Origin of the sequence: Acinetobacter sp. CFCC 11171 (assembly GCF_003268405.1) — a bacterium.
GTDB classification, from domain to species: domain Bacteria; phylum Pseudomonadota; class Gammaproteobacteria; order Pseudomonadales; family Moraxellaceae; genus Acinetobacter; species Acinetobacter amyesii.
On record NZ_LQXP01000014.1, the window covers coordinates 14,749 to 26,893 of the forward strand.

General features: G+C 43.2%; 11 protein-coding genes. All 11 read left to right on the forward strand.

Going from position 1 to position 12,145, the window contains the following annotated elements:
* Position 1 precedes the first annotated feature (1 nt).
* Positions 2-2,680, forward strand: coding sequence for an NADH-quinone oxidoreductase subunit NuoG (gene nuoG, locus AVJ20_RS08455; RefSeq protein ID WP_111884891.1), 2,679 nt, complete (start codon positions 2-4; stop codon positions 2,678-2,680).
* A 3-nt stretch (positions 2,681-2,683) separates the two neighbouring features.
* Positions 2,684-3,700, forward strand: coding sequence for an NADH-quinone oxidoreductase subunit NuoH (nuoH, locus tag AVJ20_RS08460; RefSeq protein ID WP_078191100.1), 1,017 nt, complete (start codon positions 2,684-2,686; stop codon positions 3,698-3,700).
* Positions 3,701-3,718: 18 nt separating this feature from the next.
* On the forward strand, positions 3,719-4,261 hold the full coding sequence (gene nuoI, locus AVJ20_RS08465) for an NADH-quinone oxidoreductase subunit NuoI (RefSeq protein WP_078191099.1): 543 nt from the start codon (positions 3,719-3,721) through the stop codon (positions 4,259-4,261).
* The gene (gene nuoJ / locus AVJ20_RS08470) at positions 4,261-4,779 is read left to right on the forward strand and encodes an NADH-quinone oxidoreductase subunit J (protein ID WP_171262661.1); all 519 of its coding nucleotides are present in this window, start codon (positions 4,261-4,263) and stop codon (positions 4,777-4,779) included. The genes nuoI and nuoJ overlap by 1 nt, the downstream gene beginning before the upstream one ends.
* Positions 4,779-5,087 (forward strand): NADH-quinone oxidoreductase subunit NuoK, encoded by a 309-nt coding sequence (gene nuoK, locus AVJ20_RS08475; protein WP_067665227.1) that lies wholly within the window; start codon positions 4,779-4,781, stop codon positions 5,085-5,087. The genes nuoJ and nuoK overlap by 1 nt, the downstream gene beginning before the upstream one ends.
* Entirely contained in the window at positions 5,084-6,973 is a 1,890-nt protein-coding gene (gene nuoL / locus AVJ20_RS08480) for an NADH-quinone oxidoreductase subunit L (protein ID WP_078191097.1), read from the forward strand. Before nuoK ends, nuoL begins: the two co-directional genes overlap by 4 nt.
* A gap of 1 nt (position 6,974) precedes the next feature.
* Positions 6,975-8,588, forward strand: coding sequence for an NADH-quinone oxidoreductase subunit M (gene nuoM / locus AVJ20_RS08485; RefSeq protein ID WP_078192291.1), 1,614 nt, complete (start codon positions 6,975-6,977; stop codon positions 8,586-8,588).
* A 3-nt stretch (positions 8,589-8,591) separates the two neighbouring features.
* Positions 8,592-10,136: an NADH-quinone oxidoreductase subunit NuoN gene (nuoN, locus tag AVJ20_RS08490; protein WP_111884892.1), complete on the forward strand. Its 1,545-nt coding sequence runs from the start codon at positions 8,592-8,594 to the stop codon at positions 10,134-10,136.
* A 126-nt stretch (positions 10,137-10,262) separates the two neighbouring features.
* Complete coding sequence (gene upp, locus AVJ20_RS08495) at positions 10,263-10,898, forward strand: uracil phosphoribosyltransferase (protein WP_078192289.1); 636 nt, start codon at positions 10,263-10,265, stop codon at positions 10,896-10,898.
* 86 nt (positions 10,899-10,984) lie between these two features.
* The gene (locus tag AVJ20_RS08500) at positions 10,985-11,278 is read left to right on the forward strand and encodes a cold shock domain-containing protein (RefSeq protein WP_078192288.1); all 294 of its coding nucleotides are present in this window, start codon (positions 10,985-10,987) and stop codon (positions 11,276-11,278) included.
* 108 nt (positions 11,279-11,386) lie between these two features.
* Complete coding sequence (locus AVJ20_RS08505; protein WP_111884893.1) at positions 11,387-12,142, forward strand: cold shock domain-containing protein; 756 nt, start codon at positions 11,387-11,389, stop codon at positions 12,140-12,142.
* Positions 12,143-12,145: the final 3 nt, after the last annotated feature.

Genomic DNA, 12,145 nt, shown 5'->3' on the forward strand with positions numbered 1-12,145 from the left:
TATGGCTACAATTCATGTCGATGGAAAATCGTATGAAGTCAACGGCTCAGAGAACTTGCTACAAGCATGTCTTAGCCTTGGCATCGACATCCCATACTTTTGTTGGCATCCATCCTTAGGTTCTGTCGGTTCTTGCCGTCAATGTGCTGTGACTCAATACGCGAATCCTGAAGATACTCGCGGTCGTTTAGTTATGTCATGTATGACGCCTGCATCTGACAATACCTACATCTCGATTGAAGATGACGAAGCAAAAAATTTCCGTGCTTCTGTTGTTGAATTCTTGATGACCAACCACCCACACGACTGCCCAGTCTGTGAAGAGGGTGGTCATTGTCATTTACAAGATATGACTGTAATGACTCAGCATGACCGTCGTCGTTACCGCTTCACAAAACGTACGCATTACAACCAAGAGCTAGGCTCTTTCATTTCTCATGAAATGAACCGTTGTATTGCGTGCTACCGTTGTGTGCGTTACTACAAAGATTATGCAGGTGGTACGGACTTTGGTGTGTATGCAAACGCTTCGCGTGTTTACTTTGGTCGTCCAGAATCAGGTACTTTAGAATCTGAATTCTCTGGTAACTTGACTGAAGTGTGCCCAACAGGTGTATTCACAGATAAAACTCACTCTGAACGCTATAACCGTAAATGGGACATGCAGTATGCGCCAAGCGTATGCCAAGGCTGTTCTTCAGGTTGTAACATCTCTCCGGGTGAACGTTATGGCGAACTACGTCGTGTAGAAAACCGCTTTAACGGCGACGTGAACCAATACTTCCTTTGCGATAAAGGTCGTTTCGGTACAGGTTATGTGAACCGTGAAGATCGTCCACGTCAACCACAATTCCGCTCTGGTGCAAATGTGACTACAGTTTCTGTAGACCAAGCATTGGATACCGTAATTGAAAATATCCAAGGCAAAAAAGTATTGGGTATCGGTTCACCACGTGCGTCACTTGAATCAAACTTCGCGCTTCGCGAACTTGTAGGTCAAGACAACTTCTCAACAGGTATGTCTCAAAAAGAGCAAAAACTTGTTGAGCTTGCAGCTTCTATCATGCAAACCGAAGGTGTTTATAACCCAGGTATGCGTGAAATCGAAAGCTACGATGCTGTGTTGATTTTGGGTGAAGACTTAACTCAAACTGCACCACGTATGGCTCTATCCGTTCGCCAAGCTGCGAAAAATAAAGCTAAAGAAATGGCTGCAGAGCGCCGTACGCAAGAGTGGTTGGCTGAGCCTGTACAACGTATTGCTCAAGATGCGAAATCTCCGATTTACATCCTTGCTGCAACTCAAACACGTTTAGCTGATGTTGCAACAGGTGAAGTTGTTGCATCACCTAACGACATTGCACGTTTAGGTTTTGCGGTCGCTGCTGCTGTCAAAGGTGAAGTGATCTTAGGTTTGGATGACGATGCAAAAGCATTTGCACAAACCATTGCTGACACTTTAAAAGCTGCGAAAAAACCATTAATCATCTCTGGTACAAGCTTGCAAGACGCATCAATCATGGAAGCTGCTGCACAAGTTGCACAGAACCTTGGTAATGCGGGCTTAACATTGACTGTTCCTGAAGTGAACTCAATGGGCTTAGCGATCTTTGGTGGTCAAAGTTTAGAACAAGCATTCGCACAAGATTACGATACCGTGATCGTGGTGGAAAATGACCTTTATCGTCGTTTACCAGCCGCGCAGGTGAATGCTGCACTTTCTGGTAAAGAAGTGATCGTACTTGATCATTCTGAAACTGAAACTGTGAAAAAAGCCAACATCGTACTTTCTGCTGCTTCATTTGCTGAAGGTGATGGTACTGTTGTCTCTCAGGAAGGCCGTGCACAACGTTTCTACCAAGTGTATGACCCAAGCTACTACAAACCAGAACTTGCGATCAAAGAATCTTGGCGCTGGTTACATGCCATTGAAACTGGCGTGAAAGGCAAAGCGATTTCTTGGACAGTTCTTGATGACGTGATTGAGTCAGTAGCGAAAAACGTTCCTGCACTTGAAGCAATTCAAGATGTAGCACCAGATGCTGGCTTCCGTGTACATGGTCTGAAAGTGGCACGTGAACCACGTCGTTACTCAGGTCGTACTGCGATGCGCGCACCACTTTCTATTCATGAACCAAAACAACCAGTCGATAAAGACTCTGCGTTGACGTTCTCTATGGAAGGTTATGTAGGTAACCAAACTCCAGCTTCACTTGTACCATTTGCTTGGTCAGCGGGCTGGAACTCACCACAAGCTTGGAACAAATTCCAAGACAACGTGGGTGGTCACTTAAAAGGTGGTGATGCAGGCGTTCGTTTATTCGATCGTTTAGCGAAACGACCAGCACGTACTTTCGTTGCACCTGCACCTGTTGCGGTTAATGGTGAAAGCTTCCGTCTTGTACCGATGCATCACATCTTCGCTTCTGGTGAATTTACAGTGAAAACACCTGCGATGGAATCACGTATTCCTGAAGCAATGTTTGCTGTGGGTGAGCAAGATGCAGCACGCTTAAATGTTCAAGATGGTCAACGTATCGCTGTGAAAGCAGGGGATGCTGAAATCGTCCTTCCAGTTCAAGTGATTGAATACTTACCTACAGGTTATATCGGTTACCCAGTGGGTCTAGCACCTACAGTATCGCTTGCAGAACCTGTTTCAGTCGCGGTAGGAGTGTAATTCATGGAACAAGAATTAATCCGTCAAACGCCGCTGTGGGCTGAAAACTGGCCAATCGCCTATTCAGTTCTTCAAGCAATTGTGATCTTACTGGTTGTGGTATTGATCGCTGCGTTGATGTCTTTTATTGAACGTCGTTTACTCGGCTTGTGGCAAGACCGTTACGGTCCGAACCGTGTAGGTCCGGGCGGTATGTTCCAGATTGTTGCCGACATGCTGAAAATCATGTTCAAAGAAGACTGGACACCAAAATTTGCTGACAAATTGACTTTCCGTATGGCTCCAGCAGTTGCGATGGCAACTGCGGTGCTATCGTTCATGGTTATTCCTGTTTCACCTTATCTAGGTGTTTCAGACATGAGCATCGGTCTATTGTTCTTTATGGCAATGGCTGGTATTGCGGTATACGCAGTATTATTCGGTGGTTGGTCATCAAATAACAAATACGCATTACTTGGTGGTTTACGTTCTGCTGCTCAAACCATTTCTTATGAAGTGTTCTTGGGTATTTCACTGATGGGTGTGGTTGCGATTGCAGGCTCATTCAACATGCGTGAAATTGTTGAAGCTCAACGCGATGTTTGGTTTGTTATTCCTCAGTTCTTAGGTTTCTTGATCTTTGTGGTTGCGGGTGTTGCGGTAACTCACCGTCATCCATTTGACCAACCAGAAGCAGAACAAGAATTGGCGGAAGGTTACCATGTCGAATACGGCGGTATGAAATGGGGTATGTTCTTCGTTGCGGAATACGTCAACGTCGTACTGATCTCTGCATTAATCGTGACTTTATTCTTCGGTGGTTGGTTAGCGCCTTTCAACCTAGATATTCCATTCATTCCAGCTGCATTCTGGTTCATTATTAAAACAGCATTCTTTGTAATGATGTTTGTCTTGGCTCGTGGTTCTTTAATGCGTCCACGTTATGACCAAGTGATGAACTTTGGTTGGAAAATTTGCTTGCCATTGGCGTTGGTTAACCTTCTGGTAACTGGTGCTGTGATTCTGATGAATCAGGCCTAAGACAGCAGGGAGAATAAAATGTTTAAATTTCTAGCTGGATTTGGGTCAATTGTACGTTCGTTGTGGATGGTATTCTCACACGCGACACGTAAACGTGACACCATTTTATATCCAGAGGTTAAAGCGGAAGACATCGTACCACCACGTTTCCGTGGTCGTATCGTGTTAACGCGTGACCCTGATGGTGAAGAGCGCTGCGTTGCATGTAACCTTTGTGCGGTTGCATGTCCAGTCGGCTGTATTTCACTACAAAAAGCTGAAAAAGAAGATGGTCGTTGGTATCCGGAGTTTTTCCGTATCAACTTCTCACGTTGTATTTTCTGCGGTATGTGTGAAGAAGCATGTCCTACGACTGCGATTCAAATGACACCTGACTTTGAGTTAGGTGAGTATGTTCGTCAGGACTTAGTATATGAGAAAGAAAACCTTCTTATCTCAGGTCCTGGTAAATACCCAGACTATAACTTCTACCGCGTAACAGGTATGGCTGTTGCTGGTAAAGATAAAGGTCAGGCTCAACGCGAAAGCACGCCAGTTGATGTACGGAGTCTATTACCATGATGTGGCCATTTTATTTGATGGCGCTTGTGGCCATCGTCTCTACCGTTCGTGTTGTAACTAACACGAACCCAGTACACGCTTTATTAAGCTTGATTATCTCTTTACTTGCAGTTGCAGGTATCTTCATGATCGTGGGTGCGCCGTTTGCCGGTGCCCTCGAAATTATCGTTTACGCTGGCGCAATCATGGTGCTATTCGTATTCGTCGTGATGATGCTGAATCTTGGTCAAAATACTGTTGAACAAGAAAGCAAATGGCTGACTTCTTCAGCGTGGGCATATCCTGCGTTGATGAGCTTCCTGATGGGTCTAATCCTTGTTTGGATGTTGAAGTCAGACTACACAACTGCTGGCACTGTCATGGGTGCTCAAGTTGTCGGTCCGAAAGAAGTGGGTACTTCACTCTTTACTCAGTACTTATTGCTGGTTGAAGTTGCTGCGATGTTATTGCTTGGCGCACTTGTCGCTGCATTCCATCTTGGCAAACGTGAGCCAGGTGCAGAAGAGGACAAAGAATAATGGGCAACATCCCTTTAGAACATGGTTTGATCGTTGCAACCATTCTTTTTGCACTGGGTTTTTACGGTGTGATGGTTCGACGCAACCTACTATTTATTTTAATGAGCCTTGAAATCATGATGAACGCAGCTGCTTTAGCGTTCGTTTTGGCAGGAAGCGCATGGGCACAGCCAGATGGTCAAGTGATGTTTATCTTGATCTTAACGCTTGCTGCAGCAGAGGCTTGTATCGGTCTTGCGATCGTCCTTCAGTTCTATCATCGCTTCCATCATCTGGATGTGGATGCTGCTAGTGAGATGCGCGGATGAGTTATTTATATTTAACAGTACTTTTCCCGCTAATTGGTTTTATCCTGTTGGCGGCAGGTCGTAAAAATCTTCCTGAATCAGTTGCTGCAATTATTGGTGCAGGTTCAGTTGGTCTTTCAGCTTTATTTGCATTAATTGCCGGTATCGACTTTGTTAATAATGGTTCAGTTGCAACAACTCAGCATCTTTGGACTTGGTTCAGTGCAGGTAACTTAGCACCGGGCTTCACGCTTCATTTAGATGGCTTATCATTATTGATGATGGGCATGATCACAGGTGTGGGTTTCTTAATTCACATCTTTGCAACATGGTACATGCGTGGCGAAGAAGACTTTGCACGTTTCTTCTCATACTTCAACCTATTCGTAGCAAGCATGCTGCTTTTAGTGTTGGGTGACAACTTAGCGTTGTTATTCCTCGGTTGGGAAGGTGTAGGTCTATGTTCATACCTATTGATTGGTTACTACTACCAAACACCTGCAAACGGTTTTGCTGCAATTAAAGCATTCACTGTAACACGTGTGGGTGACGTATTCCTACTGATCGCATTGTTCTTGATCTACCAACAATTCGGCACTTTAAACATTGCAGAAGTTGTAGCTGCTGCGCCAACAGTTTTGGCTCAGAGTTCTTCAATTGCGATTTGGACTGCATTGATGTTGTTCTTGGGGGCTGCAGGTAAATCTGCTCAGATCCCATTACAAACATGGTTGGCAGATGCGATGGCTGGTCCTACACCAGTATCTGCATTGATCCACGCAGCAACAATGGTAACAGCGGGTGTTTACCTATGTAGCCGTATGTTCAGCGTGTTTGAACAAGCGCCAGAAGTGATGATGTTCATCTCAATCACGGGTGCAGTGACATTGTTGGTAGCAGGCTTTGCTGCATTGGTACAAACAGACATCAAACGTATTCTTGCTTACTCAACTATGAGTCAGTTGGGTTATATGTTTATGGCTGTAGGTGCTGAAGCTTACCAAGCAGGTCTATTCCACATGCTGACTCACGCATTCTTCAAGGCATTATTATTCTTGTCTTCTGGTGCAGTGATTTTGGCTTACCATCACGAGCAAAACATCTTCAAGATGGGTGGTCTATTCCATAAAAACAAATTCTTGTTTGCTTGTTTCGCGATTGGTGGCGGTGCATTGGCAGCGATTCCATTCATCACGATCGGCTTCTTCTCGAAAGATGCGATTCTTGGTGCGGTATGGGTGAAAGGTCAAGCGATTGCAGTTTATGACTGCTTGTACTGGACTGGTGTAGCAGGTGCGTTCTTAACTTCAATTTATACATTCCGTCTTATTTGGGTTGTATTCTTTGGTAAAGAAAACACGCCTTACCACGAAATCAAAGGTGTTACTTACTGGGGTCCATTGGCGATTCTTGCAGTGCTTTCAACTGGTTTAGCTTATGTATTAAAAGCACCAGTAACGAATATTTTAAATGCTGCACAAATCCCAGCGTTTAATATTCCAGAAGCACTAGAACACGGTATGCATAGCGCTGAATATACAGCAGTTGGTATTGCACTTGCAGGTCTTGCAGTGGGTGTGGTGTTATTTGCCTTTGCTTATGGTGCAGTCAAATCGTTCGCGAAAACTTCATTGGGCGCGGGTCTTGCAAATATCTGTCGTAATGCACTTGGTTTCGATGCTTTGTATAACATTGTTTTCGTTAAGCCTTATTTGCTACTGGCTAAAATCTTTGGTCGTGATCCAATTGACGGCTTATGGCTTGTATTGCCTGCACTTGTTAAAGGCGGTAATAGCTTTACAAGTTCACGTCAAACAGGTTCATTGCGTGAATACGCATCTAGTATGGCATTCGGTACGTTTGCATTACTATTGATCCTGGTCGTGATTCAGGTCGTGGGGAAATAAAATGGAAACTCCAAACAATTTAATTCTACCCGCTCTGATCCTTATTCCGTTCATTGCAGGTTTTGTATGCTGGCTTGTCGATAAACTCGACAAGCACTTACCACGCTATATTGCCTTAATTGGTATGCTATTAACGTTGGTGTTAACCGTCGTTTTATGGCAAAGCGGTACTTATAACTACGAGTTGGGTACACAAGCTCCACAGTGGGCTGCTCAATTTAACCTACCGTGGATTACCACTTTAGGCATTAACATTCACCTTGCGGTCGATGGTCTTTCACTGCTTATGGTAGGTTTAACTGCATTACTGGGTGTACTTGCAGTTGGCTGTTCATGGGGTGAGATTCAAAAGAATGTTGGTTTCTTCCACTTAAACCTACTGTGGTCTTTAGGTGGTGTGATCGGTGTATTCTTAGCGATTGACATGTTCCTATTCTTCTTCTTCTGGGAGATGATGCTGGTACCAATCTACTTCTTGATCGCACTTTGGGGTCATAAAGGGGCAGAAGGTAAGTCACGCGTTTACGCTGCAACTAAATTCTTTATCTATACTCAGGTTGCGGGTCTGATCATGTTGATCGGTATCTTGGGTCTAGTGGTTGTTGGCTTCCAACTTCACGGTCAAATCAGCTTTAACTATGACTTCTTGATGAGTGTTGCACACACTGTTGAGGCGAAAGCTCCAGCACTTGCGTATGCATTCATGATCTGTATGTTCATTGGTTTTGCGGTAAAACTACCAGTTTTCCCATTACACGGCTGGTTACCAGATGCACATGCGCAAGCACCTACAGCGGGTTCTGTCGACCTTGCAGGTATCTTGATTAAAACTGCGGCTTATGGTCTTTTACGTTTCGTTATTCCATTCTTCCCAGTAGCATCTGCTCAGTTTGCTGACATCGCGATCATTCTTGGTCTAATCGGTATTTTCTACGGTGCATGGTGTGCATTCCAACAAACAGACATGAAACGTCTGCTTGCGTACACATCTATTTCGCACATGGGCTTCGTACTTCTTGCTTTGTATGCAGGTAACATCCTGACATTCCAAGGCTTGATGATTATGATGCTGGCTCACGGTCTATCTTCTGCTGCATTGTTCATTATGTGTGGTCAGGTTTACGAACGTCTGCATACACGTGACATGCGTTTGATGGGTGGTATCCGTGGTCAGTTCCAATACCTTTCATTCTTCTTAATGTTCTTTGTTGCGGCACTTGTAGGTATTCCGGGTCTAGGTAACTTCATCGGTGAATTCCTGATCTTGATGGGTTCTTATGACAAGTTCCCTGTGTATACAATCCTTGCTGCAGTAAGCTTAGTATTTGCCGGTCTTTACGGTTTAATCCTGATCCACAAAGCGTTGTTTGGTACACCAAACGAAGAACAAAAACAGCATTACGCAAATCCGTTGAAAGACTTAAATGCGCGTGAAGTTGTGATTCTTTTAATCTGTGCTCTTGGTCTAGTATGGCTTGGTCTATTCCCACAAAGCTTCCTTGATATTTCAAATTCAAGCATGGCGTGGATTGCAAATAGCTATATCCCAGTTCAAGAAGTCGTTGATGTTGTGCAGCAGATTGCTGTACAACCTGAAAATGTGGAGATGCAATAAGCCATGGACTTCACAATGTCATTTTCTGAGCTTATGCCATTAGCTCCTGTGATGATCGTGGCTTTAACTGCGATCGTCGTGATGTTGCTAATTGCAATCAAGCGTAACCACAATTTAGTTGCAACGACTTCCGTTATCGGTCTGAACCTTGCAGCCTTTTATATTATTTTTGTTTTCGTTGCAGGGCAGTATGCACCTGCAAACGTAATGAATTTGTTCATCGTAGATCCATTTACGATGTTGTACCAATTCGTGATTTTGATTGCAGCACTTGCTTGCTGCACATTGTCACATGCGTATATCGAAACCTATAAAGATAACCGTGAAGAACTTTATATCTTGATGCTGTGCTCTGTAATAGGTGCATTGTTAATGGTTGCAAGTTCTCACTATGCGTCATTCTTTATCAGTCTTGAGTTAATGTCGATTCCTGTATACGGCCTATTGGCTTATACACACCAACGGTCACAGTCGCTTGAAGCGGGTGTGAAATATTTGGTGCTTTCAGCAACCGCTTCTGCGATGTTGTTGATGGGTATGGCTTATGTATATGCGTACACAGGTACAATGGCATTCGTTGCTGAACCAGGCAAAATGTTCACAACTTTCAGCCAACCGGGCGTAGTCCTTGGTCTTGCACTGATTGTATTTGCTGTTGCATTTAAATTGTCTCTTGCGCCATTCCACAAATGGACACCAGACGTGTATGCAGGTGCGCCAGCGCCAATTGCGACATTCTTAGCGACTGTGGCTAAAGTGGCAATGATCGGTCTATTCGTTCGTTACTTCTTGGCTTCTGGCTTAATCCTTTCTGACAGCTTCATTACAATCGTGACCATCATTGCAGTATTGTCTATCCTTGCGGGTAACTTACTAGCAGTACGTCAAGTGAACTTGAAACGTATCCTTGCATACTCTTCAATCGCTCACTTTGGTTACTTACTTGTTGCTATTGTCAGTGCACGTAATACTGACTTTGTTCAAGTACAAGGCTTTGCAACATTCAGCAGCGTCAACGTTTATGTGATTACTTATGTATTAACAACGATTGGTGCGTTCGGTGTTGTGACACTGATGTCTAGCCCTTACAACAACAAAGACGAAGCAGGTAGCCTTGCTGAGTACCGTGGTTTGTTCTGGCGTCGTCCAGTGTTGACTGCAACACTGACTGTCATGATGTTATCTCTTGCAGGTATCCCATTAACAGCGGGCTTCATTGGTAAGTTCCTTGTGATCAAAACAGCAGTTGCTGGTGGTTCATGGTTCTTAGCTGCGATGGTGATCCTTGGTTCAGGTATCGGTTTGTACTACTACCTACGTGTGATGGTTGTGATGTACATGACTCCACCAGATAACCCACGTATCGACGCTGTCGATCATTGGGGTCAAAAAGTGGGTGGTATTATGGTGCTTGGCGCAGCTGCACTTGTGTTGTTGATCGGTGTATATCCAGATCCAATCATTGCAGTTTCTCAAGTGGCATACTTTGCGATCTCACCTGAATTACAACAGTTCATTTTTAGCTTAATTCAAAGTGGTTTTAACTAATGAATTAAGCAATTAATTTGCTTATTACAAAAAAGCCTCCTGTAAAGGAGGCTTTTTTATTTTTATCATTTGTTAAATAGCTTTATAATGGTTGAAATTTTATCTTAACCTTTTAGGTGTTCTCCCGTGGCTATCCATGAAATCCGTCATCCTTTAATCCGACATAAACTCGGCTTACTTCGTCGTGCAGATATTAGTACTAAAAACTTCCGTGAGCTTGCTCAAGAAGTGACTATGCTTCTGACTTATGAAGCAACGAAAGATTTACCAATGGTCGATCATGAAATTGATGGTTGGAATGGTAAAGTAACTGTAGATCGTATTGCCGGTAAAAAAATAACAGTTGTACCGATTTTACGTGCAGGTATTGGTATGTTGGATGGTTTCTTAAACCTGATTCCAAGTGCGAAAGTATCTGTATTGGGTTTAGAGCGTGATGAAGAAACTTTAGAAGCGCGTACTTACTACAAAAAATTAGTACCAGACGTACAAAACCGTTTAGCGATGATTATTGACCCAATGCTTGCAACGGGTTCATCGCTCGTTGCTGCTATTGACGTTCTAAAAGCCAGTGGTTGTAAAGATATTCGTGTCATGGTGCTTGTTGCCGCTCCAGAAGGCATTAAACGTGTAAATGAAGCTCACCCAGATGTGATCATTTACACAGCATCTGTAGACCAAGGTTTAAATGAAAACGGTTATATCGTTCCTGGTCTTGGCGATGCAGGCGATAAAATTTTCGGTTCAGTTCAAAAAGACTAATTTTTGCATCATGAACAGAAAAGGGGCTTTTATAGCCTCTTTTTTATATACTAAAGACATTGGCATAAATGGAATAGGGTACTTTTATGAAGTCCGAACAATATAAAGGTAAAGTGAAGCAGTACAATCCTGAAAAGGGCTTTGGCTTTCTTTCATGTGAAGAAGGTGATGTATTTTTCCATATCTCTGACTTTCCCGCAGATGGTGTCGAGCCAAAACGTAATGATCGTGTGAAATTTAATGTGGTGAAAAATGGTGATCGTTATAAAGCCATAAACATTGAGCGTGAAGAAGACAAATCTGCAAAAGCTAAAAAATCTAAAGTAGTGGCAAATAACCAGTCAATTACTTCAGCTTTGCTTTCGAATTTGCGTAAATAATGTGATTGTAAGATTTCATGGAAATCTTTGAAATTGAAAAAGAGGTCTATAGGGCCTCTTTTTTTATTATCATAAGAGTATTAAAAGAAAAGATGAGAGACAATTTTTATGTTTAAAGAGGGGAAAATCAAAAGCTATAACGTTGAGCGCGGCTTTGGATTTATACAACAAGATCAAGCACAGGATTTATTTTTTCATATTCGTGATTTTCCTAGCCGACACATCGAACCACGTGTTGGAGAAAATCTCAAATACAGGATTGAAGCAGATCAAGGTAAATTTAAAGCGGTAAATATCATCCGTTTAGATTTGAAAAAAGAGCAGTCCACTCATGAACAGATAAATCCGTCATTTGAATCAAGGTCGGATCGAGTGAATGACCAAGCTACTCCTCACGATACAGCCAAAGGCACAGTTTGGGGCAGTAAAATCTTCAGCATGATTGGACTCATTGTAATTCTAGTATTAGCTGTGGCTGTTTATGGGAAATATCAGCAGTACCAAGAACAGAAGCAGCTACATTTACAACAGCTCATGCAAGAAAATGAAAACATTGTAAAAGAACAACGTAAAGCTCAGGGGGATTTACCCGATCGGGTGCTGACTGAGCAAGGTGAAAAAAATCTATACGGCACAGCTTCAACGCAAGCTCAGTCTGTTGTTCAAGATACTGCGCAGGCACCTTCTTCAAGTGATACGCCAAGGGCAGTAGAGAAAGCACAGTTTAGTTGTGATGGGCGTACGCATTGTAGTCAGATGCGTTCATACGAAGAAGCAGTGTTCTTTAATAATAATTGTCCAAATACGAAAATGGACGGCAATAATGATGGCGAACCATGTGAACGCCAATTTAAAAATAGATAAAAA